The 25,892-nt window shown below is 49.5% G+C and carries 24 protein-coding genes and 1 tRNA gene; 19 read left to right on the top strand and 6 right to left on the bottom strand.

From position 1 onward, the window contains the following. Positions 1–111: 111 nt before the first annotated feature. From AACH44_RS08345 to yejF, 4 genes are read left to right on the top strand one after another with little or no spacing between them, the layout of a single operon-like run. Positions 112–1,920 (top strand): extracellular solute-binding protein, encoded by a 1,809-nt coding sequence (locus tag AACH44_RS08345; RefSeq protein ID WP_261849879.1) that lies wholly within the window; start codon positions 112–114, stop codon positions 1,918–1,920. Positions 1,921–1,929: 9 nt separating this feature from the next. Then, on the top strand, positions 1,930–3,024 hold the full coding sequence (locus AACH44_RS08340) for a microcin C ABC transporter permease YejB (protein ID WP_261849878.1): 1,095 nt from the start codon (positions 1,930–1,932) through the stop codon (positions 3,022–3,024). Next, the gene (locus AACH44_RS08335) at positions 3,024–4,049 is read left to right on the top strand and encodes an ABC transporter permease (RefSeq protein ID WP_261849877.1); all 1,026 of its coding nucleotides are present in this window, start codon (positions 3,024–3,026) and stop codon (positions 4,047–4,049) included. Before AACH44_RS08340 ends, AACH44_RS08335 begins: the two co-directional genes overlap by 1 nt. 1 nt (position 4,050) lies before the next feature. Then, positions 4,051–5,643, top strand: coding sequence for a microcin C ABC transporter ATP-binding protein YejF (yejF, locus tag AACH44_RS08330; RefSeq protein ID WP_261849876.1), 1,593 nt, complete (start codon positions 4,051–4,053; stop codon positions 5,641–5,643). 63 nt (positions 5,644–5,706) lie between these two features. On the opposite strand, the gene AACH44_RS08325 is transcribed toward yejF, so the two are convergent. From AACH44_RS08325 to rsuA, 3 genes are all read right to left on the bottom strand, one after another. Beyond that, complete coding sequence (locus tag AACH44_RS08325; protein ID WP_261849875.1) at positions 5,707–6,051, bottom strand: YejG family protein; 345 nt, start codon at positions 6,049–6,051, stop codon at positions 5,707–5,709. A gap of 381 nt (positions 6,052–6,432) precedes the next feature. Then, positions 6,433–7,566: a Bcr/CflA family multidrug efflux MFS transporter gene (locus AACH44_RS08320; protein ID WP_425606649.1), complete on the bottom strand. Its 1,134-nt coding sequence runs from the start codon at positions 7,564–7,566 to the stop codon at positions 6,433–6,435. A 96-nt stretch (positions 7,567–7,662) separates the two neighbouring features. After that, complete coding sequence (rsuA, locus tag AACH44_RS08315; RefSeq protein ID WP_261849873.1) at positions 7,663–8,358, bottom strand: 16S rRNA pseudouridine(516) synthase RsuA; 696 nt, start codon at positions 8,356–8,358, stop codon at positions 7,663–7,665. A gap of 212 nt (positions 8,359–8,570) precedes the next feature. On the opposite strand from rsuA, the gene AACH44_RS08310 reads away from it, so the two are divergent. The 3 genes from AACH44_RS08310 to rplY all read left to right on the top strand — a co-directional run bounded on the left by AACH44_RS08310 (position 8,571) and on the right by rplY (position 10,993). Then, positions 8,571–8,810, top strand: coding sequence for a YecH family metal-binding protein (locus AACH44_RS08310; RefSeq protein WP_261849872.1), 240 nt, complete (start codon positions 8,571–8,573; stop codon positions 8,808–8,810). 2 nt (positions 8,811–8,812) lie between these two features. Continuing rightward, positions 8,813–10,573, top strand: coding sequence for a DEAD/DEAH box helicase (locus AACH44_RS08305; protein ID WP_261849871.1), 1,761 nt, complete (start codon positions 8,813–8,815; stop codon positions 10,571–10,573). Between the two features lie 135 nt (positions 10,574–10,708). Then, positions 10,709–10,993, top strand: a complete 285-nt coding sequence (rplY, locus tag AACH44_RS08300) for a 50S ribosomal protein L25 (RefSeq protein ID WP_261849870.1) — start codon at positions 10,709–10,711, stop codon at positions 10,991–10,993. A gap of 141 nt (positions 10,994–11,134) precedes the next feature. On the opposite strand, the gene yejK is transcribed toward rplY, so the two are convergent. Further along, the gene (yejK, locus tag AACH44_RS08295) at positions 11,135–12,145 is read right to left on the bottom strand and encodes a nucleoid-associated protein YejK (protein ID WP_261849869.1); all 1,011 of its coding nucleotides are present in this window, start codon (positions 12,143–12,145) and stop codon (positions 11,135–11,137) included. A gap of 199 nt (positions 12,146–12,344) precedes the next feature. Between yejK and AACH44_RS08290 the strand changes: the two genes are divergently transcribed. From AACH44_RS08290 to AACH44_RS08265, 6 genes are all read left to right on the top strand, one after another. Next, positions 12,345–12,575 carry a YejL family protein gene (locus tag AACH44_RS08290; RefSeq protein ID WP_261849868.1) on the top strand — a complete coding sequence of 77 codons (231 nt, stop codon included), beginning with the start codon at positions 12,345–12,347 and terminating at the stop codon, positions 12,573–12,575. Positions 12,576–12,589: 14 nt separating this feature from the next. Further along, positions 12,590–14,338, top strand: a complete 1,749-nt coding sequence (gene yejM, locus AACH44_RS08285; protein WP_261849867.1) for an LPS biosynthesis-modulating metalloenzyme YejM — start codon at positions 12,590–12,592, stop codon at positions 14,336–14,338. A gap of 78 nt (positions 14,339–14,416) precedes the next feature. Next, positions 14,417–14,493: transfer RNA gene (locus AACH44_RS08280), tRNA-Pro, on the top strand. Between the two features lie 187 nt (positions 14,494–14,680). After that, the gene (locus tag AACH44_RS08275) at positions 14,681–15,931 is read left to right on the top strand and encodes an integrase domain-containing protein (RefSeq protein ID WP_261849866.1); all 1,251 of its coding nucleotides are present in this window, start codon (positions 14,681–14,683) and stop codon (positions 15,929–15,931) included. A 176-nt stretch (positions 15,932–16,107) separates the two neighbouring features. After that, positions 16,108–16,734: a hypothetical protein gene (locus tag AACH44_RS08270; RefSeq protein WP_261849865.1), complete on the top strand. Its 627-nt coding sequence runs from the start codon at positions 16,108–16,110 to the stop codon at positions 16,732–16,734. Between the two features lie 193 nt (positions 16,735–16,927). Next, positions 16,928–17,143 carry a helix-turn-helix transcriptional regulator gene (locus AACH44_RS08265; RefSeq protein WP_103162093.1) on the top strand — a complete coding sequence of 72 codons (216 nt, stop codon included), beginning with the start codon at positions 16,928–16,930 and terminating at the stop codon, positions 17,141–17,143. Positions 17,144–17,281: 138 nt separating this feature from the next. Here AACH44_RS08265 and AACH44_RS08260 read toward each other — a convergent pair whose 3' ends face one another. Then, positions 17,282–17,473, bottom strand: a complete 192-nt coding sequence (locus AACH44_RS08260) for a YlcI/YnfO family protein (protein ID WP_014915000.1) — start codon at positions 17,471–17,473, stop codon at positions 17,282–17,284. Positions 17,474–17,662: 189 nt separating this feature from the next. Here AACH44_RS08260 and AACH44_RS08255 point away from each other — a divergent pair, with 189 nt between their 5' ends. The 4 genes from AACH44_RS08255 to AACH44_RS08240 all read left to right on the top strand — a co-directional run bounded on the left by AACH44_RS08255 (position 17,663) and on the right by AACH44_RS08240 (position 23,189). Then, positions 17,663–17,863, top strand: a complete 201-nt coding sequence (locus AACH44_RS08255) for a host cell division inhibitor Icd-like protein (RefSeq protein WP_261849864.1) — start codon at positions 17,663–17,665, stop codon at positions 17,861–17,863. Next, entirely contained in the window at positions 17,856–18,023 is a 168-nt protein-coding gene (locus AACH44_RS08250) for a hypothetical protein (RefSeq protein WP_010286537.1), read from the top strand. The genes AACH44_RS08255 and AACH44_RS08250 overlap by 8 nt, the downstream gene beginning before the upstream one ends. Continuing rightward, positions 18,020–20,626: a TOPRIM and DUF927 domain-containing protein gene (locus tag AACH44_RS08245; protein WP_261849863.1), complete on the top strand. Its 2,607-nt coding sequence runs from the start codon at positions 18,020–18,022 to the stop codon at positions 20,624–20,626. Before AACH44_RS08250 ends, AACH44_RS08245 begins: the two co-directional genes overlap by 4 nt. A 1,564-nt stretch (positions 20,627–22,190) precedes the next feature. Then, the gene (locus AACH44_RS08240) at positions 22,191–23,189 is read left to right on the top strand and encodes a P-loop ATPase, Sll1717 family (protein WP_261849862.1); all 999 of its coding nucleotides are present in this window, start codon (positions 22,191–22,193) and stop codon (positions 23,187–23,189) included. A 15-nt stretch (positions 23,190–23,204) separates the two neighbouring features. Here the strand turns inward: AACH44_RS08240 and AACH44_RS08235 are convergent, their stop codons facing one another. Next, the gene (locus AACH44_RS08235; RefSeq protein ID WP_338659344.1) at positions 23,205–24,236 is read right to left on the bottom strand and encodes an IS630 family transposase; all 1,032 of its coding nucleotides are present in this window, start codon (positions 24,234–24,236) and stop codon (positions 23,205–23,207) included. A 108-nt stretch (positions 24,237–24,344) separates the two neighbouring features. On the opposite strand from AACH44_RS08235, the gene AACH44_RS08230 reads away from it, so the two are divergent. Next, positions 24,345–24,827, top strand: a complete 483-nt coding sequence (locus AACH44_RS08230) for a hypothetical protein (protein WP_261850259.1) — start codon at positions 24,345–24,347, stop codon at positions 24,825–24,827. Positions 24,828–24,914: 87 nt separating this feature from the next. Beyond that, positions 24,915–25,759 (top strand): IS5 family transposase gene (locus tag AACH44_RS08225; protein ID WP_338659560.1). Its coding sequence is split into 2 segments (ribosomal slippage): positions 24,915–25,257 and positions 25,257–25,759, totalling 846 coding nucleotides; the frame shifts between segments, so codons are not numbered across the junction. Positions 25,760–25,892 lie beyond the last annotated feature (133 nt).

Here is a 25,892-nt window from a genome sequence, read left to right as displayed (position 1 = left end):
TTATTTCAAGAACTTTATGCCGAGAAAATTGGCATTGTTGACGTTACGGTATGGCATATCTATATCAGATGCCCAATCAGATAACGTCCACTCGCAGGAGATTGCCGTCAGATGTTAAAACGCGTTATCGCTGCCGTATTGCTTTGCACAACCCATTTTGGGCTGCATGCCGAAACGATTGAAAACAGCACCAGTTTTGCACTTTTGGGTGAACCCAAATATGGTGAGAACTTCAGCCATTTTGATTACGTCAATCCTGCTGCACCCAAAGGCGGTAGTATCACCCTTAGTGCACTGGGTACTTTTGACAACTTCAACCGTTTTGCGCTACGCGGCGTAGCGGCAGCGCGTACGGAACGACTCTACGACTCGCTCTTTACGTCTTCTGATGACGAACCTGGCAGCTATTACCCACTGGTCGCGCTGACGACACGCCATTCGGCGGATTTTCGCTGGATTGAAATAGAGATGAATCCCAAGGCTCATTTTCATGACGGCTCACCGATTACCGCCGCTGACGTGGCGTTTACCTACAACATGTTTATGACACAGGGCGTGCCGCAGTTCCGCATCTATTTTAAAGATGTCACCGCCAAAGCCGTTGCCCCGTTGACCGTACGCTTCGATTTTCCCGAGTCTGACAAAAATCGTATGTTCAGCCTGTTGACGCTACCGATCATGCCGGAGAAATTCTGGAAGAATCATAAGTTCAATGAGCCGCTGTCCTATCCGCCTCCGGCCAGCGGCCCTTACCGCATCACCGCCTATCGAACGGGACAATATGTCACCTATTCACGCGTGAAAGACTACTGGGGTGCCGATCTGCCGGTCAATAAAGGCCAGTATAATTTCGATAAAATCCGCTACGACTACTACCTCGACGACAGTGTAGCGCTGGAAGCCTTTAAAGCCGGGGCTTTCGATCTGCGCGAGGAAGGATCGCCCAAAAACTGGGCGGCTCAATATCAGGGCGGCAACTTTGCGCGTGGCTACATCATCAAACAAGATCAGGTCAATCAATCCGCTCAGGATACGCGCTGGTTGGCATTCAATATCCAGCGGTCGCTGTTTCAGGATCGTCGCGTGCGTCAGGCGTTAGCGTTGGCCTTTGACTTTAACTGGATGAACAAAGCGCTGTATTACAACGCCTATCAACGTACCGACAGCTATTTCCAAAACACCGAGTATGCCGCCGAAGGCGAACCCAGCGCTGAGGAACTCGTCTGGCTGACACCGCTTAAAGATAAAGTGCCAGCCGAGGTTTTTGGCCCCAGTTATCAACCGCCCTCCTCCGATGGCAGCGGCTATGATCGGCAAAACTGGCTTAAGGCACTCAAGCTGCTGGAAGAAGCGGGTTGGGAATTGAAAGATCAAAAGCTGGTCAATAGCAAAACCGGGCAGCCATTTACGTTTGAACTGCTGCTGCCAAGCGCTGGCAACTCACAGTATGTCCTGCCTTTTCAGCAGAGCCTGAAAAAACTGGGCATAACCATGAACGTGCGTAACATCGACAGCACGCAGCTCAACAGCCGCATCCGTAAGCGGGATTTCGATATGACGGCGATGGTGTACCCTGCATTCCTCTACCCCAATGACAATCTGCAAGTGTATTGGAGCTCACAGTACATCGATTCAACCTACAACAGACCGGGCGTCAGCGATCCCGCGATTGATTCACTCATTGAAGACATCGTTAAGCATCAAGGGCAGAAAGTCCCCCTGCTGTCATTAGGTCGTGCGCTGGACAGGGTGCTGACCTGGAATCAGCTCATGATCCCGATGTGGTATTCCAATCATGACCGCTTCGCCTATTGGAACAAATTTGCTATGCCAGCTGTTCGCCCGGCTTATTCGCTTGGCTTTGACGGCTGGTGGTTCGATGCCAAACAGGCAGCTACGCTGCCCGCAGAGCGACGTTAAGGAATCAAAATGGGAACATATTTGTTACGCCGCCTCTTGCTGGTCATCCCAACCCTGTGGGCGATTATTACGATTAACTTCTTCATTGTACAAATTGCTCCCGGTGGCCCTGTCGATCAGGCCATTGCGGCGATCGAAATGGGCCACGGCAGCGGCTATACCGCCAATAGCGGAATGGATGCCGGAATGGCACGCACAGGCACCAGCGGTGCCCCCAATATCGAGAACGCTTATAGAGGCTCACGCGGGCTTGACCCAGAAGTCATTGAGGAAATCACCAAACGCTATGGCTTCGATAAACCCATCCATGAGCGCTATTTTACGTTGCTGTGGGATTACGTGCGTTTTGACTTCGGCGACAGCCTGTTCCGTGGATCTTCGGTGATGCAACTCATTAAGGAGAGCATGCCGGTTTCGATTACGCTGGGGCTGTGGAGTACGCTGATCGTCTACCTGATTTCCATTCCACTTGGCATCAAAAAGGCGGTAAAAAACGGCACTCCGTTCGACACCTGGAGTAGTACACTCATCATTATCGGCTATGCCATTCCCGCGTTTTTGTTTGCGATCATCTTGATTGTGCTATTCGCAGGCGGCAGCTATCTGGACTGGTTCCCGCTTCGAGGGTTGGTTTCCAGCAATTTTGATACCTTGCCGTGGTACAGCAAGATTACCGACTATTTGTGGCATATCGCGCTACCGGTTATTGCTTCCGTGATTGGCGGTTTTGCGACCTTAACGATGCTCACCAAGAACGCTTTTATGGATGAGATTCGTAAGCAATACGTGGTGACGGCACGCGCTAAAGGGCTGGATGAAAAGAGCATTCTCTACCGCCACGTATTTCGTAATGCCATGCTGCTGGTGATTGCTGGCTTCCCCGCCACCTTTATCAGCATGTTTTTCACTGGCTCACTGCTGATTGAGGTGATGTTCTCTCTCAACGGGTTGGGTCTGTTGGGCTATGACGCGACGCTGCAACGTGATTACCCCGTCATGTTCGGCACGCTGTATATTTTCACGCTGATCGGCTTATTGCTGAATATCGTCAGCGACATAACCTATACGCTGGTGGATCCGCGTATCGATTTTGAGGGTCGCTAATGAGCCGCTTAAGCCCGATTAATCAGGCGCGCTGGGCGCGTTTTAAAAGTAATCGTCGCGGTTACTGGTCGCTATGGATTTTCATGGTGCTGTTTATCCTCAGCTTGTTTTCCGAACTGATCGCCAATGACAAACCGCTACTGGTGAAATATGACAGTCAGCTCTATACGCCCGTGCTGATTGATCACAGCGAGAAAACGTTCGGCGGGCAGTTAGATACCGCCGCTGATTTCCGCGATCCTTATATCGCTGAACGTATCAGCAGCCACGGTTGGACCATCTGGCCACTGATTCGCTACAGCTACGACACCATAAACTACGCGACTACCGCGTCTTTCCCGTCCGCCCCCTCCAAACAGAACTGGCTGGGAACAGATAGTCAGGGGAAAGATGTGGTTGCCCAGGTAATGTACGGCTTTCGCATTTCACTGCTGTTCGGGCTGGCGCTCACGATCCTGTCCAGCGTGATTGGTATCGTCGTCGGGGCGACACAGGGCTATTACGGCGGACGTTTCGACCTGTGGGGTCAGCGCTTTATCGAAGTCTGGTCCGGCATGCCGACGCTATTTCTGATTATTTTGCTATCCAGCGTGATCCAACCGGATTTCTGGTGGCTATTGGGCATTACCGTGCTTTTCGGCTGGATGAGTCTGGTTGGCGTGGTACGGGCGGAATTTCTGCGCACCCGAAACTTTGACTATATTCGCGCAGCACAGGCGATGGGCGTCAGCGACCGCGCCATTATGTTTCGATGCATGCTGCCAAACGCGATGGTCGCGACGCTGACCTACCTGCCCTTTATTCTCTGCGGTTCGATTACCACGCTGACATCGCTGGATTTTCTCGGCTTTGGTCTGCCTATGGGCTCACCGTCATTAGGTACTTTATTACTGGAAGGGAAAAATAATCTTCAGGCACCGTGGCTGGGCATTACCGTGTTTATGGTACTTTCCATCGTGCTCTCCTTACTTATTTTTATCGGCGAAGCGGTGCGCGACGCCTTTGATCCCAGCAAGGCGCATTAATATGTCCAGTTCACCTTTATTGCAGATAGATAATCTCAGCATTGCCTTCCGCAAAGGCGATCAAGAACAGCGCGTTGTCGATCAGCTTTCGCTAGCGGTCAATGCGGGTGAGACACTGGCGCTGGTCGGTGAATCAGGTTCGGGGAAAAGCGTCACCGCACTGTCAGTTTTGCGTTTGCTCCCCTCCCCACCGGTGGTTTATCCGCAAGGAGATATCCGTTTCGCAGGGCAATCACTGCTGCACGCCGATGAGAAAACCCTGCGTCAAATACGCGGTAATCGGATCGCAATGATCTTTCAGGAACCGATGGTGTCGCTCAATCCCTTGCAAAGTATTGAGAAACAGCTGATCGAAGTGCTTTCGTTACACCGGGGAATGCGCACCGAGGCCGCCCGCAGCGAAGTCATCTCTTGCCTGGATCGCGTGGGCATTCGTCAGGCGAAAAGTCGGTTAACTGATTTCCCGCATCAGCTTTCCGGCGGGGAGCGCCAGCGCGTTATGATTGCGATGGCGCTACTGACCCAACCCGATTTGCTGATTGCCGATGAGCCCACAACGGCGCTAGACGTGACCGTTCAGGCGCAAATATTAAAATTGCTGAACGAGCTGAAGCAGGAACTGGGGATGAGTTTACTGTTCATCACTCACGACCTGAATATTGTCCGTCAGTTGGCAGATAACGTCTCGGTGATGAAAGCGGGTAAGGCCGTGGAGCACAACCGCTGTCAGCCGCTTTTCAGCGCACCGCAGCATCCTTACACGCGCCAATTACTGGACGCAGAGCCATCGGGCGAGCCGCTTCCACTAGAAGATACCGGTGAACCGCTCCTGCGGGTGGATCAGTTGTACGTGTCATTTCCCATCAAACGTGGCCTCTTGCGCCGAACCGTTGACGAAAAGCAGGTGGTTAACAATATTAGTTTCACCTTGCGCCGCGGTGAAAGTCTGGGGCTGGTAGGGGAATCCGGTTCAGGAAAAAGCACCACCGGATTAGCGTTGCTGCGCCTGATTCAATCACGCGGTGATATCTGGTTTGACGGTGAGCCCTTACAAGGAATCACCCGTAAGCAAATGCTACCTTTCCGCCACCGGATTCAGGTCGTTTTTCAGGACCCAAATTCCGCGCTGAACCCGCGGCTGAATGTAGAACAAATCATTGCTGAGGGATTAACCGTTCATCAAAAACTGAGTAAAGAAGCACGCGAACAACGCGTGGTGGCGGTGATGCAGGAAGTGGGACTCGATCCCACCACTCGCTACCGCTATCCCTCGGAGTTTTCCGGCGGTCAGCGCCAGCGTATCGCTATCGCTCGAGCGCTGATACTGCAACCGGAACTGCTGATCCTCGATGAACCTACATCTTCGCTGGACAGGACAGTTCAGGCGCAAATTCTGGCACTGCTGAAATCCTTGCAGAAAAAGCACAAAATCGCCTACCTGTTTATCAGCCATGATTTGCAGATTATTCGCTCACTGTGCCATCAGGTTATGGTGTTACGGCAGGGCAACGTCATCGAACAGGGCGACTGTAAACAGGTATTCACGCACCCTGCCGAACAGTACACGCGGGAACTGCTACAGTTTTCATCCTGAGTGGCAGCAAAACAGCGGAAACAAACAAGAGAAAACCGCAGCGCCAATGACTGACGCTGCGATTTAAAAAGGATACTGTGCCGATACCGATTCCGCGATAGCAACACCGATATTCTTCAAACGGCACATTGCCGTGCTTTCATCATTGCGATGTAAAAACAGACAGGGCTCGCCTTCCCATTCCAGAACGGCGCATTCAACCTGTATTTCAGACAGGGATTGATTCAACTGACGCATGATTTCCCATGCGATATCGCCATCATGGCTCAATAGTTTGAGACCAATCAGATTATTGTCTTCTTCTCTGCCGCTCAGCGGAATCGGTTCAACATTGATACCTGTAAAACCCGATAACCAGCGATAACTTTGCGGCAAACGATGAACTACCGAAAGTTGAAAACCGTCCACTACTGTTTCCCTCAGGTAATAATTCACAAAATGATAACATATTTATCATAGTAGCGTGTTCACACCATTTCCAGCCACTTTTGGTGAACAAAAAAACAACAAACACACCTTTTACCTATCGTGTTAGGGGCTAACCAGCCTGATTGCAAGCGCTATTAATGCCAAACCGATCACGAATTGCTCTTCTTTTCCGGCTATATGTAACCTTTTCCACTTAATATCTCAACCCCTTTCAGCCTATTTATTTACTTTTAGGTTAAATATTTTACATTACCAAAACAAAAATGAATGCCTGACTGTCGTCATCAGAAGGAAAACGAAGAAGAGAGAACACATTCAGGTGCAGGAATACCTTACCTGCACCTGAAAAGAAGGGAAAAATCAGGATGGAGCGGAACGGTGCGCGTACAGATACAGCAGAAATGCACAGATAGAACAAAGTGCCATAGACAACACCATCGGCCAGGCGCTGTTGAATGAAGCCAGTGAGAGGATAACCCCCACTATCGCGCCAAGACCAAAGCGTAGCGTGCCAGCCAACGATGATGCCGTCCCTGCCATATGAGGGAAATCATCAAGAATAACCGCCATCGCGTTCGACGCCACCATCGCAATGCAGCCAACAAACAGCGCCACACCAAATACCAGCGGTAAGAAGCCAAGATCGAACAGGCAGACAACCACCAGCCATATCCCCATCACAAACTGGATGACCAGTCCCGTACGGAACATCGCCATGGCACCCAACCGTCGCACATTACGGCTGTTAAACAGCGTCACCCCAAACAAAAAGACGACGTTCAGGGCAAAATAGTAGCCAAAATTCTGAGGAGAAACGCCATACAGATTGATATACACAAACGGCCCGGCACTCAGGAAGGAAAACATGCCGCAGAACGAAAGCCCGCTTGCCACCATATAGCTGAACACCCGCTTGTGGCGGAACAGGATGGCAAAATTCCCGATGGTGGTGCGCAGATGAAATTTCTGTCGTTTCGCGGGCGGTAAGGTTTCTTTGATAAAAAAGAAAATCAACGCTGACGCAAGAAAAGCCGCACCAGAGATCGCCCAGAAAATGGCGTGCCAGCTAAACCACAGCAGCAGCCAGCCACCGGCGATTGGCGCAATGAGTGGCGCAACGGTCATCACCAGCACGACAAACGACATCATGCGAGAAAAGTCATCCCGCGAGAACATGTCGCGCATCAGTGCATTAATCACTACCGCAGCCGCCGCAGCGGAGACGCCGTGCAGGAAACGCATGTAGATCAACTGCTCTACCGTTTGTGCCAGCGCACAGGCCACGCCTGCGAACGCAAAAACCAACGTACCGCCAAGAATCACAGGCTTACGCCCCAGACTGTCCGCCATCGGCCCGTAGAACATCTGGCCAATCGCAAAACCCAGCACATAGGTACTGAGCGTCATTTGGACATGGCCATCCCCCACGCCAAACTCGTCAGCTATGGTCGGCAACGCCGGTAAATACATATCGATCGCTAACGGCATTAGCATCGAAATCAGGCCGAGAATAAAAATCAGCCCGAAATGAGAAGAGCGGCGTAATCGCACGAATAACTCCAGATTAGAAAAAGGTCGGTCTGAATCGTATTATTTTACGCTGGCGATCTCCTCAGCACTTAACTCCCGGTATTCCCCCGGTTCCAGTTCGTCATCCAGAGAAATGCCGCCAATACGCTCGCGATGCAACTCCACAACGCGATTACCTACCGCAGCAAACATCCTTTTTACCTGGTGATAGCGACCTTCACTAATCGTCAACCGCACGACGTGATCCGTTATCTGCTCTAACGTCGCGGGCTTAGTGAGGCTCTTCTCGTTATGCAACTGTACCCCCGCCGTAAATTGTGCAGCGGTATCCTCAGCCAGCGGTTGCTCCAGCGTCACCAAATAGGTTTTTTCACACTCATGCTTAGGTGAGGTAATACGATGCGACCATTGTCCATCGTCAGTTAACAGCACCAACCCTGTGGTATCGATATCTAACCGCCCTGCCGCATGCAGTTTGTACGCCACCGGTACATCCATGAAATAAAGAATGGTAGGGTGATCGGGATCGTCCGTTGAGCAAACGTAGCCCTGAGGCTTATTCAACATGAAATAACGTGGGCCATTCTGCTGTTTCAGTGGGTTGCCATCGAATTCAACGTTATGCGCGGGGGATAACTTGAATGCACCGCTTTTTACCACTTCACCATCGACGGTAACGCGCTGTGCGTGGAGCTCACGCGCCACCAGTGAACGACTAATTTCCAACTGTTGGGATAAAAATTTGTCCAATCGCATTAAAACTGACTACCTATCTCAAATAACTGCCTGTCTCAAATCATGAGACCCTAAATGATGAAATTGTAGTATAACGGGGCTTTGCCCGCTCGTCCTGCAATTCACTGTCTGCGGATCGCTCTTTTTAGCCCGTATCCAGGCTGCGCATTCCTCGCACCAGGTATTATCAACAGGCATAATAGGGGCAATTTCTTACATTTTAAGGACACCCTATGTCATCCATTCATGGTCATGAAGTTTTGCAAATGATGCTCGCGTCTGGTGAATCATTTACCACCGAACAGTTAATTACCACCATAGAAACCCGTTTCGGCCGTGCAGCACGTTTTCATACCTGCTCAGCCGAAAACATGACGGCTCCAATGTTGGTGCAATTTCTGTCTGAACGCGGAAAGTTTATCCCGCAGGATGCAGGGTTCACCACCAGCGCCAATAAAATCTGCCAGCACTAGCGATGTCATTCACACTACGGCCTTACCAGCGTGAGGCTGTTTCCGCCACGCTCGACTATTTTCGCCGCCATACCCAACCGGCCGTCATCGTTTTGCCTACTGGCGCAGGGAAAAGTCTGGTCATCGCCGAATTGGCACGGCTTGCACGTGGCCGTGTTCTGGTACTCGCTCACGTCAAAGAACTGGTCGCGCAAAACCATGCCAAATACTGCGCCTTAAATTTGGAAGCGGATATTTTCGCGGCGGGGCTGCAACAGCGAGAGAGTCAGGGAAAGGTGGTCTTTGGCAGCGTGCAATCCGTCGCGCGTAATCTCGACCAGTTCGATAATGCCTTCTCACTGTTGATCATTGATGAATGCCACCGTATTAGCGACGACGATAACAGCCAATATCAGCAAATCATCCAGCATCTGCAAAAAACTAACCCACAGTTGCGGCTACTCGGCTTAACGGCGACGCCCTATCGGCTTGGCAAAGGCTGGATATATCAGTATCACTATCACGGCATGATGCGCGGCGACGAGCGCTGTTTGTTCCGCGACTGCATCTATGAGCTGCCGCTACGTTATATGGTCAAGCATGGCTTTCTGGTGCCGCCTGACCGGCTGGATATGCCTGTAGTGCAATATGATTTCAGTAAGCTCGTCGCCCGCAGCAACGGGTTATTCAGCGAAGCCGACCTAAACCTCGAACTCAAACGTCAGCAGCGTATTACGCCGCACATCATCAGCCAGATCATCGATTATGCGCAAACGCGACGCGGCGTGATGATTTTTGCGTCCACCGTTGAACATGCCAAAGAGATTGCTGCCCTGTTGCCCGCAGGTCAGGCTGCGCTGGTTAGCGCCGATACTCCACCAGCCGAGCGCGATACGCTGATTGATGCCTTTAAACAGCAGGCGCTGCGCTATCTGGTCAACGTGGCGGTGTTGACAACTGGCTTTGATGCCCCACATGTCGATCTTATTGCGATCCTCCGCCCAACGGAGTCCGTCAGCCTGTATCAGCAAATTGTCGGACGCGGTTTACGTTTGTATCCAGGAAAAACGGATTGCCTGATACTGGATTACGCGGGCAACCCGCATGACCTCTACACGCCAGAGGTTGGCAACAGCAAGCCACATGCTGGTAGTCAGCCGGTGCAAGTCTTCTGCCCTGAATGTGGTTTTGCCAATCTGTTCTGGGGGAAAACGACCCCAGACGGCGACATCATCGAACACTATGGCCGCCGCTGCCAAGGCTGGGAAATGGTGGAAAACGGTCAGCGCCATCAGTGCGATTTCCGGTTTCGATTTAAAGTTTGCCCCCACTGTGGCGCAGAAAATGATATTGCTGCGCGACGCTGCCACCAGTGTGATGAGGTACTGGTCGACCCCGACGACATGCTGAAAGCGGCGCTGAAATTGAAAGATGCGCTGGTTTTACGCTGTAGCGGTATGAGCTTCGTTCAGGGACAAGATGCCAAAGGAGAATGGCTGAAAATTACCTACCATGATGAGGAAGGCGCCGACGTGAGCGAACGTTTTCGCCTGCACACTACCGCTCAGCGCCACGTTTTCCTGCAACAGTTCTTACGTGTTCACCAACACGCGCCGGGAATTCCGTTTAACTGGCAGAATGCCGCTGACGTCGTCGTGCAACAGGGCTTATTACGCGCCCCCGACTTCGTCGTCGCACGTAAAAACGGGAAATTCTGGCAAATACGCGAAAAGCTCTTTGATTATCAGGGGCGCTTTCGCCGCGCCAACGAACTGCGGGGCTAAGTAATTGTGGGTTTCATTTGCCCATAACCTCATATTCCGCTAGAATTCAGCCCGCTTTTGTTCACAAAAGCTGAATAACCCAACCTGCTGCTGGGTCGCCTGTAGCAGGATTACTTTATATAAGTAGAGAAAAAAATGATTACTATCAAAGCAGAAGCACGTCAAGGTCAGGGTAAGGGTGCGAGCCGCCGCCTGCGTTCAGCTGGTAAATTCCCAGCCATCGTTTACGGTGGTTCAGAAGCACCAGTATCTATCGAGCTGGATCACGATTCAGTAAAAAACCAAGAAGTGAAAGAAGGCTTCTACGGTGAAACAGTGATCCTGTCTATCGATGGTAAAGAAATTCAAGTTAAAGTTCAGGCTGTACAACGTCACGTTTACAAGCCAAAACTGACTCACATCGACTTCGTTCGCGTTTAGTTTGCGCTGAAGTTGTTTTCCGGGACGCCGGAAAAAAAGAACGCCGCTTATGCGGCGTTTTTTTTCGCCTTGACGTAGCAGAGTTCAGCCACAGCCCTTTCCCTGACGATAAGAAAAAGGGCAACGCCGTCTTCTGGATATCTATTGCTTATTGCTGCTCGTCCGACGCTGTAACTGATCGCGCAGATTCGGTGGCGTGCCCTTAATCGTTAACGTATCCGTCGCCGGATCCCAGAAAATTCGCTCACCGAGCAGCAACGCATCAAAATTTAGGCTAATGCCGCCGCCGCTGCCCGCAAATTTGGTCAACTGGCGCAGTGTTCCACGATCGGCGGGGAAGCTCTCTTCCAGCTCATAACCCTGATCGGCTGAAAACTGTTGAAAAGTTTTCTCACCCAGCGGTGGCAACTCTTGCGACAGCGATGCCAGCTCAATTTCTTCGCCGGACTGCAATTGCTCATTACAATAGCTATACACCTGCTGGCGATAATTCTGACGCTCGTTTTTATCCAACTGCGCCTCATCACAATACTCATCAACCGCTTTCAACAGGCCACGGTTTTGTGCTTTGGTGTCCAGCCCTTCTGCCGCGGCCAGAAAATCCATGAAAAAGTCAGACACTTTGCGCCCGACGCGGCCTTTGAGGAACGTCAGATAGCGAGTGGATTCTGGATTAACTTCCCATTCCGTCAAATCGATACGCGCAACGATATCGGCATGATTGATATCCAGATAGTGCGTGGTGCTGATATCCAGCTGTTCATTAACTCGCATGCTGTTGCAGCTATTGAGCACAGATATCAACAAATATTCGACCGCCAGATAACGATACTGGCAGAACAACACGATACCGCCTTCAGCAAACGGGTACTTCGCCAGTTCATCACGCAAGCGTCCGGTCGCCGCGCGTGAGAAACTCAGAAAGTCCTCATCCCCTTTTCGACAAGCGCGAAGCGCATCCGCTAGCTCGCTCTGCTCATTAAACAGCCCGTAGGCTTTACTCTTGGCGCTGTAAACGCGGTGCAGTTCAGCCATCATCTCTTCGACTGCCGTATTAGTCGACAGCAGGGAATCACGCAACACCATTTCCAGCGCTTGTTCGTCACGTTTAATTAGCTGATGTAGGGCAATCTGGGCGATATCCAGACTCATGATAAACTCTCCTTTTGGCAAGGCGCGTATTCAAACACTGATACGAACGGCTCGCAATACATAAAACCGCTCTTCACGCCTGTACGCGCGTAAACGTCTACACTAATGAGTGATAAAAGTACGTAATGATAAAAGTGCGGAAAAGCATAAGCCTATACGGTAAGATAAGCGACTTTACTCGCTTGAGATACGCCATTTTATGCCACAATCATCCCGTTATAGTGACGAACACGTTGAACAGCTGCTGTCTGAGATGGTCAACGTTCTGGAAAAGCACCATGCTCCGACCGATCTTGCTTTGATGGTGCTCGGTAATATGGTGACGAACCTGATTAACACCAGCATCGCACCTGCGCAACGTCAGATTCTGGCGCATTCTTTCGCTGAAGCCCTACAGGCTTCGATTAAAAAAGCCGATAAAGCTCACTAAATTTTGACCAACGTATGGTAACCAACCGTCAGCGCTACCGCGAAAAAGTCTCCCAGATGATCAGTTGGGGACACTGGTTCGCCTTATTCAACATTTTGCTCACTTTGGGGCTGGGTAGCCGCTACCTATTTGTTGCCGATTGGCCGATCTCCCTGTTCGGCCGAATTTATGCGCTGGTTAGCTGGCTCGGTCATTTTAGTTTTATCGTCTTTGCCGCCTATCTGCTGATCATCTTCCCGCTCACGTTTATTGTGATGTCTCAGCGCCTGCTACGGTTCTTGTCTGCAGCACTGGCAACGACTGGGCTAACAATACTGTTAGTCGATGTTGAAGTCTTTACACGTTTTCACCTGCATCTTAACAGCACCGTTTGGGAGCTTGTCGTCAACCCAGGTCAGGGGGAAATTGCCCGCGACTGGCAGTGGATGTTCATCGGCATTCCATTGATTTTCATGGTGGAAATGCTGTTCGGCACGTGGAGTTGGCAAAAATTACGTAGTCTGAATCGCCGCCATTTTGGTAAACCGCTGGCGGGCGTTTTCATCTCGGCGTTCTTTGCGTCGCACCTGATGTACATCTGGGCCGATGCGAATTTCTATCGTCCGATTACCATGCAGCGCGCTAACCTACCGCTATCGTATCCGATGACGGCACGACGGTTTCTGGAAAAACATGGCCTGCTGGATGCGCAGGAATATCAGCGTCGGTTAACGCAGCAAGGTAACCCTGAGGCGATAACCGTGGAGTACCCGCTGAATGGCATCACTTTCCGCGATGGCGGCAGCGGCTATAACCTGCTGATGGTGATGATCGACGATACACCGCCTGACGCCATACAAAACAGGATGCCGAACCTGTCGCGTTTCGCGGCAGAAAACGTACGTTTCAGCGATCATTATGACTCAGGTTCTCAGCCAGACGCCGCCTTGTTTAATCTGTTTTACGGCCTCTCGACGACCTATATGGATGGCATCCTGAGTGCGCGAAAACCCTCCGCATTGATCGCAGCATTAAACCAGCAGGGCTACCAGTTTGGGCTATTTTCAGCGAATGGCTTCAACAGCCCGCTCTACCGTCAGGCGTTGCTTTCTGATTTCTCCTTGCCTACACCGCAGCCGCAAAGCGGCGATACTATCATCACGCAGTGGCAAGAATGGCTCAATCTCGATAATAGTCCAGCGCCGTGGTTCTCTTATGTTGAACTCAGCAGCGCACCGAAAACCGCAGATGGCAAAGGTGCTGAGCCTAACGGTCGCATGAATATTCAGGGCGTTGACCGCCAGATTGGGCAAATCATTCACACCCTACAGGAAAAAAACATCCTGAATAACACGGTTGTCATCGTGACAACTGCACAAAACCAGAATGCTAATACCAACAACACGACACGTTTTGCCCGTACCCAGTGGCAAACGCCGCTCGTTGTTCACTGGCCGAACACGCCTGCGCAGACCATTACCAAAATGACGGACAACAAAGACGTCATGACCACACTAATGCAGCGCCTGCTCCACGTTAAAAACAGTACGGATGATTATTCGCAGGGCGAAGATCTGTTCTCTGCCCAACGACGCTACCCGTGGTTGATTAACGGTAACGGCGGCACGTTGCTCATCACAACGCAGGATCAGCTCATCGTATTGGAAAGCAACGGCAACTACCGGGCTTACGACATGGAAGGAAATCGGCTGAATGATGAAAAACCGCAGCTTGCTTTACTCTTGCAGGTACTAACGAACGAAAGGCGCTTTATTGCTAACTAACTGCTTAAATCTAAAACAGTCGTTCCATCAGACTATTGCAATAAGGTCAGGAAAAGGTAGTATAAATGCCCATAGCATCGGCACGTAGCGCAGCCTGGTAGCGCACCGTCATGGGGTGTCGGGGGTCGGAGGTTCAAATCCTCTCGTGCCGACCAAATACAACTTCGGTTAGTATCGTTTACTACCGGAAACCCCACAGAAACCCGCATTCTCACTGAGTTTGCGGGTTTTTTGTTGCCTGTTATCTATCGGGATACCCCGTTTACAGCCGGAAAGTTTGGGACTACATTTGGGACTAAATCAACGTAGTCCCATAAAACCGTAGTCCCAAAGGTAACGATCATGGCAATTCAGGCAAAGCCCCTCACAAACACGGAAGTCAAAGCTGCTAAAGCAATAGACAAAGAATTGTCGCTACATGATGGTGGCGGTCTGCTACTGTTCGTCAAACCTTCCGGCACAAAGACATGGCGTTTTCGCTATTACCACCCACAAACTAAAAAGCGCACTACGCTGACGTTTGGTAGCTATCCGGCAATTTCTTTGGCTGATGCAAGGCAAATGCGGGAAGCCGCAAAAGCGCTCTTAGAAAAAAATATCGATCCGCAATTCCACCAGCAACAGCAGCGCGAACAAGAGCAAGCCATCAACCTGAACACGTTCGCCAAAGTTTCCGCCGACTGGTACGAAGTGAAAAAGTCTCAACCGCTGGCCGAGAACACCATTAAAGATATCTGGCGCTCGCTGGAAAAATACGTGTTCCCGTTCATCGGAACCTTACCGATCACCCAGCTTACCGCTCGTCACTTCATCACCGCGTTGGAACCGATACAGGCCAGCGGCAAACTGGAAACCGTCAAACGGGTAAGCCAGCGAATCAACGAGGTGATGGATTATGCGGTTAACTCCGGGCTGATTCCTGCAAATCCCGCCGCCAAGATCCGCAAAGCGTTTCAGACGCCGGTGAAAACCCATATGCCGACCATTCGGCCAGAGGCATTACCTGGCTTGATGAAAACGCTATCGGTCGCCAGCATTGAGTTACAGACCCGCTTATTGATTGAATGGCAGCTACTCACCGTTACCCGCCCTGCCGAAGCCGCTGAAACCCGCTGGAGCGAGATAAACCTTACAGATAACACCTGGACGATCCCCGCTGGCCGTATGAAGATGCGTCGTGATCACGTTATTCCCCTACCCCCGCAGGCATTAGCTATTCTGGACGCCATGAAACCCATCAGCGGACACCGTGAATACCTGTTTCCTTCCAGTAAAGACCCTAAGCAGCCGATGAACAGCCAGACCGCTAACGCCGCATTGCGCCGTATGGGTTACAAAGGTGTGCTGGTGTCTCATGGCCTACGCGCCATATTCAGCACTGCCGCCAATGAAGAAGGCTTCCCGCCAGATGTGATTGAAGCCGCCCTCGCCCACGTTGACACCAACGAAGTGCGCCGCGCCTATAACCGATCCACTTATCTGGAACAGCGCAAAATATTGATGTGCTGGTGGGGTGAATTTGTCGAAACAGCCGCAACGGGAAAAGTGATGGCGTCAGAAGGAGCCAGAGGATTGCGCGCAGTTAATGGCTAACACTGTATTTATATACAGCTAATTATTGATTCCTGTTAGTTGCCCTCCTAAAATGTCGTTATCCGGTACAAACCGAAAGAAACCCACACCGTTAACCAGCCCCTTTACATCGGGGCTGTGCTATTTGATATACCAGCCGAGGGAATATGCTGAAAATACCTAAACACATGAGGGGAATGATCGAAGTCACTGCACATCAGGTGGCAAGCGTCATGGCCGGTCACGGCAGCGACAATACATCTATCACCTATTGCACCGATGATTACCTGCCTGATTCCGTTCCCCATTACCAAGAATCTGAAATAGAAAGCTATCTGCAAACCATCTTTCAGGCGGTAAGGTTCGGTATCATCAAACCGATCCGCGCGTCCCACACCAGCGCATGGGGTGATACTACCAATATCTGGACAACACAGATTGATGTAGACACTATCAATCGAAATACCCAGATACACGATGCCACGTTTCTTGCCGCTGATATTTGGCCGTGGGCTAACCAATTACTTTCCGATGATTCACCCTGGTATGGCTTTTCCGATCCCAAAAAAGACGTACCACTACCAGAAAGTTGGGGCGAATTTGCTAACCGTGATACCGCATTGCTTCTTATCGCTGGTTTATCGAAGGCGCTTGAAGGTAAAAGCGGCGGTGTTTATAAATGGGGTAACAAACTGAACCAGAAAAAACTCGCAGAAGATGCAGCGCTGGCGGTGGGTTCGGTGCTCGGTGAAAATACGCCGGATAAAACAGAGTCTTTTCGTAAGCTAATTGCGGAAGCTCTGGCGGCTATGCCCGCTAATTAACACCATCATTATTATTAGCGACAGAATAGCGGCCGTGTTAGACAGCGGCCGTTACCAAACTAGCACCATGCCTTACCTCATTTGATTTTCTCTCTTACCAACTATCTTTATTGCCTACCACCCTTTAGCCCACAAAACCGTTTAACTATCTGCACTGACCGGACAACGCCGGTTTCATTGGAGATAAAGACGTATGAACCTGTTAGACAGAAAAATCCTGTTAAAGAAAGAAGTGAAAGCCATTCTGCGCGTTAATTCAGACAGCAGCTTTCAGGAAATGATCAATGCCGGAGAATTCCCCAAAGGGTTTCGGGTTGGCTTACGGCGCGTAGGCTGGTTCGAGGATGAAGTTAGCGATTGGTTAAGGCAACGCATTGCCGAACGTGACCAGCAAACCGAAACCGCATAATCCGACACATCCATTTTTATTGCCGCGCTAGCGGCATATCGGAATCAAAAATATGATGATCCAAAAATCTGGCACTGGCTGGAGCGGGCATTGCTACGCCCAAAATCAGCACATCAGCTATTTAGAAAAACGCTCAAATCACGGTTTTGATTTATCGTCTTTTTCCGCTTCTAACTTACGCCCGCAGGCATCCAATACCCACGCAGAAAAATTAGCGTTGGGATTGTCTACTTTTTCACGCGCTACGCTGGCATCAATTTCATCAATCAGTTCGTGTGGGAAACGGATTCCCTTTTTAGTGGATTTACTATTGTTATTGCCTGTAGCCATGCCTAACTCCGTTAAAGACACTGACGGTACTCTGCCTGAAAAATTGAAATTTAAAGCGTTTGACGTGTGCGCACACCAAGAATTATCCTGTGCGCACACCTTGATTGAATTCAAGGTTAACATAACGAAGCCCGGCAGTGCAGCAACACATACTGGGCTTCTGACCACAGCGTTAAAAGGAGTAACGTCATGGCTGATTCACAGTCTACCCAAACTCGCCTTAAATTTCAGTATCGCTTTCTGGTACTGCCCTACTCTCCGCAGGAAAAAACGTTTTGTCGCCTATCCGTTGAAGCCTATTCAGAGCGGGAAGCACGGCAAATGCTGTCTCCGTGTTTTGCATTTACTTTCTCTGCTCGCCTTCCCGTTCAGGAGGTGCGCCATGTTTGATAACACACCGCTGGAACAGGAAGAACTGATCGATCAGTGTCGTGCATTGGCTTATGCCATCGTGGAGTTAAGGGAACCGCAGGCAAAAGAGATCCTGATGTTTATTCTTGCCGAACGGCTTGATGCGCTCCACCGGGCGCAGGAGGACGAGGCCGCATGAGCAACACGTTCATTCAAGACGTGCGGACAAAAGCCAACGGCCATTGGGAGGGAATTTTGCAGCGGTTAGGCATCCCGACCAATCGGCAGGAAAGTGAATGTCCCAACTGTGGCGGGAATACCCGCTACCGTTTTGACGATAAAGAAGGTCGTGGCACCTATTTTTGTTCTCACTGCGGCGCAGGAACCGGACTGGATCTGGTGATGAAAGTGAATAAGTGTGATGCGTGGCAAGCAGCGGAACAGGTCGCCGAGGTGCTGGCGCTTCCGTTGCCGGTCGTTATACTCGCCAGTAAAAAACCTGATCATCGTCTAATTACCGAACGGGTAAATTCGCTGGTGGCGAAAGCGGTATCGGGTCAATCTGACTATCTGCTGAATAAAGGGCTGCAACGCCCCTCACTACTGCTGGATGATGGTTCCCTGTTGCTGGCGCTGCAAAACATGGGCGGCACCACTACTGGCGCACAGCTTATCAAACCTAATGGTGAGAAAAAGCTGATTGCCGGTAGCCGAAAGAAAGGCGCATTCATTCCCGTTAGTACCCTACCCAAACACGCGGATACAATGATCATTGCCGAAGGTTACGCTACCGCGATTACGACATCGTTACTGATGCAAGGTGTCGCTATCAGCGCATTAGATAGCGGGAATCTGATCCACGTTGCACGATCTTGCCGTGCTGTCTGGCCGGACGCCAAAATCATCCTTGCTGCGGATAATGACCGTAAACCCGATGGTAACAACACGGGAAAAATCGCGGCTGAAAAAGCAGCACTAGCGGTAAACGGTTGGGTGGCGCTCCCGCCGACAACTGAAAAAGCCGACTGGAATGATTACTACCAGCAACATGGCGAGGCGGTATCCATATCGGCCTTTGCCGCCTCACTTTATCAGCCAGGACAAAAACCGCTGCCGTCTTCCTATTCCCCCTTAAAACCTTACGCAGACATTCGTCATGGCGGGCTGTATTGGGTAGAGCCGAAGACTGACCATGACAGCGGCGACATTATCGAGCGTGAAAGCTGGCTGTCTGATCCTATTACGGTGGCGGGGATTGGATCGGATGAGTCAGAGCGTTATCTGGTTTTAAGCTGGACGCCAAGCGGTGAGAGCCAGCCCCGCACCGAAGCCATTCCAATGCGCGATATTGGCGAACGCGAAGGCTGGGCACGATTACGTGCGGGTGGGCTGGCAGTCACGGCCAAAGGCGGGTTACGGGCAATACTGGCCGATCACTTGTGTCGCAGTCATGCAGGTTGCCGCTGGGCAATCGCCAGCGCGACCGGCTGGCAGCATGGCGCTTACCTGATGCCGGACGGTTCAGTTATCGGCATGCCGAGCATTCCCGTCTTGTTCAACGGTAAATCGGGCGCAGCCAAAGGTTATGCCACCAGCGGAACGGCGCAAAGCTGGCGTGGTAATGTAGCGGCGCTGGCACAGGGTAATCCCTCTATGATGTTGGGGGTCGCCTGTGCCTTTGCCGCACCGCTTATCGGGCTAGTGGGCACGGACGGGTTCGGCGTCCATCTGTTTGGCGGTTCATCTGCGGGCAAAACCACCACCGGCAATATCGCCTCTTCTGTCTATGGCGATCCTAATGCGCTTAAACTAACGTGGTATTCCACTGCGTTGGGGCTGGTAAACGAAGCCGCCGTCCACAATGACGGTTTCATGCCGTTGGATGAAATCGGGCAAGGCAGCAATCGCAAAGCCGTGGCCGATGCCGCCTATGCGCTGTTTAACGGTGTGGGTAAGATTCAGGGAGCCAGAGAAGGCGGCAACCGAGAACTAAAGCGCTGGCGAGCAATGGCGTTCAGTACCGGCGAGATCGATCTGGAAAGCTATATCCGCGCTGACGGTGGGCGAGTGAATGCCGGTCAATTGGTGCGCTTGCTGAATGTCCCGATCACCAAAGCGACGGTATTTCATGGCTATCAGGATGGCAAAGCCCATGCTGACGCGATCCGAGATGCCAGCAACGCCCATTATGGCGCGGTTGGTCGGACGTGGATTGCTCACCTCGCCAGCCAGAAAGAAAACGCGCTAGGAGCCTATCGCGAAACAGAGCGGCGCTGGTTTTCACTGTTACCCGATGATGCCAGCGAACAAGTGCGGCGGGTGGCGTCACGTTTTGCCGTGCTAGAAGCGGCTTTATTGCTCTCAGCCTCTTTTACTGGCTGGACGGCGCAGGAATGCCACGATGCCTTACAGCATAGCTTCTATGCTTGGGTAAATGAATTTGGCATGGGCAACCGCGAGGCCAAAGCCTGGGTAGAACAAGCCGACGCCTTTTTGCACCAGTTTGGCTACAGCCGTTATTTACCGCATCCCAATCCTGATCCACGCGATTTACCCATCAAGGATCTGGCGGGATATCGGGTGAAAAAGCCAGGAGCCGATACGCTGGTGTTTCACACCTTCCCCGCCGTGTTCAATAACGAAATTGCCACTGGTGCCAATGCCGCTGCGTTCGCACAGGTGCTGGCTGATGCCGGAATGCTGGATAAACCCGCCAAAGGCATTACACGTAAATCACTGCGCATTGACGGCAAGCAGCCGCGCTTTGTGGTACTCATGACACTCGACGACGAGGAAGAGTAAATCACGCGTAAGGTAAAATAAGGTCGGTTCGGTAGGTTCAGTCGGTTCATTATTTTAATACATTGATTTATGGTTATTTTTATTTGAATAGTGAACCGACCCTGAACCGACTTTAGCCATTTTGAACCGACCTAATCAAACGCCCCTTTTCTGGCTGGCTTGGTGAACCGACCTACACACCGCGTGAACCTACCCATAAGTCGGTTCAATTCTAAAAATAATTACCCTATCTATCAATCAGTTGACTACGTGAACCGACTGAACCTACCGAACCGACCCACTTTTGCCTATCTATAAGAATTTGCGCACACAAAAATCATGATGGTTAAACCAGTGCCAGTGAGAAAGCACGTAAAACGACACTGAGCGGGTACGGAAAAATTCGCAATGTGGTACGCAGTTGTGACGCGTTGCTGTGCGAACTGCGAACATTGCTGCAACCCGCGCCACACCTCATTTTATTCAATTTGAAGTCAATTTTTTGGTCGGTACGCATGTATCGAAATGCTATGGTTTTTTGCGCAATCGGCGCGTCAGGGAGTGGTATAGGGAATGTGCTTAAAATGGTAGATTGGGGACGGTTTCGATCTATGACAGAGTGAAACAATACAGAAACCGAACGCTGCAAAAAGCTTCTTTAAGTGTATTCATGGAGACCAGATCTGGTCTGTCGATTATATGCTAGACTGACATTACAAACACTACGGCCTGTTAGTTAACACAGCAGGAAAAATAGTTTACATTCATGAGAAAAATTGAAGTTATGACTTAGCTCAATAACCAGTTTTCATACGAGGTATATAACTGTGGAACAGCAATCTTTTGCTGCGTTCAATGAAGGATAACAAAATGCCAGCTTATGCAAATAGAAGCGGTAATTCTAGGGTGGTGTTTTATGAAACTACGGCCGACTCTATAAGAGTCGAGTTCAAAGATGGATGGAAATACGTTTACAATGCTAATAAGCTGGGGACTGCAACAGCCTCTAGGATGAAAGAACTAGCGCACTCAGGGCAAGGACTGAATAGTTATATCAGTAGCGTGGTCAAAAAAAATTTTCAAGTAAGCATCGTTAGTTATAAACATGAGGGTGAGTATAATTACCACACTCATAATTAGATGGTATACCTCAGCAATTTTTATGCGACATTCCAAATTTATTATTTACTACTACATCATACGCTTTTAACTGTGACTGTATACGACGGAGTATCATACAATCCCAAAAACAGGTGGTTCTAAATAACTTTGCGCATTGATGCTTCACTTCTCATTGTGTGAGACCAGTGCTGGCGGGGTGCGCCCCTCAGCAAGTGTAGCGCTATTATGCAAAGCTATTTAGAATAGCGGAACATAGGAAATATCCAAATTCATATCATTTTTTCCTTACATTCTGCTAAAGTAAAAAGCTAAAAATTCAGTATTCTTGTATGAATGAAATTATGTTCCACCCGAGAAAAACTGTACATGTTTTCAGGCTTCGTCCTAGAGATTTCAAAAAATTCTGAAAGAGAAGTGCTTCAGTATTAATTTTAAATGAGTGAAAATCATAAGAGAGAGAGAAATGTTCAACCCGCAGGAATACACCATAGATTTGGATTTTTATGATGAAAACCTTTTTGGTAATGAAGCTGGTGAAGATGAAGACCCAGAAGTGCTTTCATCATACTTTATAACTAAAGACAAGTTTGATAAATTTCTTTCTCCCAGTCGTAGTTTTGGGATAGTCAGAGCTCGGAAAGGAATGGGAAAATCTTCACTTTTATCTAAACTTGCATTTGACGTATCCAAGAAGGATCCTGGTGCAGTCGTTATATCGGTCACTGGGGCTGACTTGCTAAGCTATGGTAATTTTGAGGGACATGATCATCTTAAGCTTCAGAACGAATGGAAAAAGGCACTTTCAGCCCGAATCAATTATGAATTGGGAAGTAAAATAGGTTTTGCTTGGACCGATGATCAGATGGCCTTAGTCGAAGCTTCAGAACTGGTTGGGTATAAAGGGAGAAATTTTCTTGGCGCGTTATTAAGCAGAATTAAAAGCAAAAATATACCCATAGAACTTATCTCTCCTGTAGCCAAAAATTCTAGTGTCTTGCTCGAGCGGTATATGGCTGAGAAAGAAGATGCTGATATTTGGTTGTTTGTAGATGATATAGATTCAACATTTTCTGCTGATGACATTCATAAGGCAAGGGTATCTAGCTTTTTTTCGGCTTGCAGGGCACTCGCAAGAGATGTCAAAGGTATGAAAATACGAGCAAGTGTTAGGACTGATGTTTGGACAACTATTAGATATAATGAAGATCTTGATAAGTGTGAGCAGTATGCAATTGATATTAATTGGAGTAGAACAGAACTAGAGAAGATAATTTCCAATAAAATTCTTTCCTATTTAAATAGACACCGCCAAAATAATGTTACAAAGCACTGGAGTGTCGAGCGGGCTACAGATAGAGAGAAGTTAATATCTCTTGTATTTATGAAAAAAATCCGTTGGTCTGGATCTCAGGTATCACCTTTCACTCCTATCCGTATTTTAGGTGCTAAGCGACCTAAATAGCTTTTCATAATACTGCTACACCCTTGCCTTTCCCGGTGCATTTCCAGGGAAAGGCGAAGCAGCCTCCATGAACTGGGCTACGTTCTGCAATAACTGCCACATGTAATGACAGTGATGATTTCGTGTTACCGTTTCATGCAACTTATGCCAGAGCCCTTCTATTCTGTTCAGCCAGGGCGAGTAAGTCGGCAAAAACAGCAGGTTGAACTTCGGATTCTCTGCCAGCCAGCGCTGGGTTTCCTTACTTTTATGAATGATGTAGTTATCTACTATCAGTGTGATAATGCTGGCGTGCCGGTATGTGCGTTTCAGTTTAACCAACAGATTTATAAACAATTTTGATGTCTTCTTTATTCCGCCTATATAGGTCACCTTTCCTGTGTCCGCGTGCAGTGCGCCAGCCAGATAATGTTTCTGATTCTGGCCCGGCGTCACTATCCGTTTTTGGTTACCTTTCTGGCTCCAGTCAGCGCCGATTTTCGGGTTGAGGGCAATATCAACCTCATCCTGATAAAACACGGGATGTTCCGAACTGTTGACAGCCAGCGCGGCCTGAATAGCGGTCATTTTTTCATCGTAATCTGGGTCGGAGAGCTTCAGTGTGGGGGCAGCCCGACGCCAGACAAGACCGGCCATCTTAACCCAGCGATACAGGGTACTTCGTGAGGCATTAATGTTGAAAAAACCATTTATCTCCATGGTCAGCAATTCCAGACTCCAGCGCGAGCGTAGCCATCCGACATCCTGTGGCGAGTAATCAACCAGATGAGATAGCAGCGGCAATACAGGCTCTGGCGACCATTTCGGCGGTCGTCCTGCGGGTCGGCTTTCCAGTCCTTCGGCGCCACTTTGGGTAAACCAGTTTATCCAGCGTCCGACGGTGGAACGAGCAGCCTGAAGGTGTTTAGCCACATCGGAAACGGAGATGCCATCATCAAGCATTAGTAGAGCGGCAAGCCTGCGATAATGGTTCTTGTCGCGTGTCGTCTGCATGGTTTTCTGCATCAATTGACGCTCGTCGGGTTGGATAGGTGTTATGATCGGCATGACTCAGTCCGGTTGGTGATTTGGGATATTCAGCGATTGATCAGATCGCTCAACTTGGACTGAGTTCCCCCCCAAGTGATCTATTATTTCGGAAAGCTATTTAGATGGATGAGCCAATTATGCCGATTATCTGCCGAAGCGGCTGCTGAACGCGGGATGAAGAAAGTAGGTATGCAAGATATAAATCTTATCTTGAGTGATTTTGGGCGCTTTAGGGTAAATGATATATATAAAGAGCACTCTCACCAGTTCAGTGAACTACAAAAATTGATTGAAACATTTTCTAAGGGTCCTAAAAGATACAGCACAGATGATCTTCTAAATAAAATACAAAATGGATTTGTAAATCGCATTGGGGTCAATGGGATTGGAAAAATTGATAGCGAAAATTACATAAGACCCTTACAGATCGCACAACTTTTATTTAGGATTGGTTTTGTTCTTCTTAGAGAAATACCAAATCCCGATAGCCCACCGCACTTTATTGATTTCGATGAGCGCCCAGAGTTGTTAACTGATCCTTCATTGGACTATGTGCAACATATTTGGGAGATTCACCCCTCATATCGAGGTATTCTTGGAATTAACTAGTACTAACAAGTTACTACACTAGGCTGTGTCCCGTAACTATTTTTTGTACAATACGAAGCATAGTTTAACCACAAAGAGTCCTTCAATTTGGCTCGTTACGATTTCCCTGATGATGCATGGTTTCTGATTGCCCCCATGCCGCCACCTGAGAGAGGTTCAGCTAAAGGGGGACGGCCTTATCTTGCGCACAGGCATGTCATGAATGGCATATTTTGGGTTCTTTGTTCTGGAGCACCGTGGAGAGATTTACCCGAACGCTATGGCCACTGGAAAACGATTTACAACCGCTTTAACCGGTGGTCAAAAACCGGAGTAATGAACTGCCTTTTCAATAAGCTACTTCAAATTCTGGATGAAAAAGCACTGATTGACTGGGATGTCATCGCGCTTGATGGCAGTAATATTCGAGCCCTGAAAGCCGCTGCGGGAGCCAAAAAAAACATCCCGATGAACTCGACGATCATGGGCTGGGTCGCTCTCGCGGCGGCTTTGGCACCAAAATCCATCTGGCGACAGATGGCACCGGATTGCCATTAAGTTTCTGTCTGAGCGGTGGGCAAGCCCACGAAAGCCAGTATGCAAAAGACCTGCTCAACCGAGTTGGTGTTATTCGTAAAAGTGGGTGTCTGAAATCGCGACCAAAAGCTGTACTGGCGGATAAGGGATACTCAGGGAAAAGTCTTCGTATTTATTTGAAGGTTAAGGGAATAAAGTCAGTCATTCCTTTTAAACGGAATGAGAAAACCAGTCAGGATAGACGCAGAAAACTCAATACCCGGTTGTACAAAAAACGCAATGTTGTGGAGCGCTGCTTTGCGGGATTAAAAGAAAATCGTCGCATCGCTACCCGCTCAGAAAAAACAGCGAGAAATTATCTGAGTATGCTTAAACTGGGTGCGATCCGGTTATTTTTGAAGCGGCTGTTAAGTTAAGGGACACAGCCTAGAAAATTAATTCTCTGCGGTAACTTTTTTCCTAAGTCCGCTTCTCACAGCTCATAGCCGTACGATGACTTTATCATGGGCTAATTCGTACCTGAAGCGGACCATTGCTAATATCATAGCG

This window comes from Pectobacterium araliae (assembly GCF_037076465.1).
Classification (GTDB): Bacteria; Pseudomonadota; Gammaproteobacteria; order Enterobacterales; family Enterobacteriaceae; genus Pectobacterium; species Pectobacterium araliae.
This window is presented reverse-complemented; position numbering and strand designations above follow the sequence as displayed.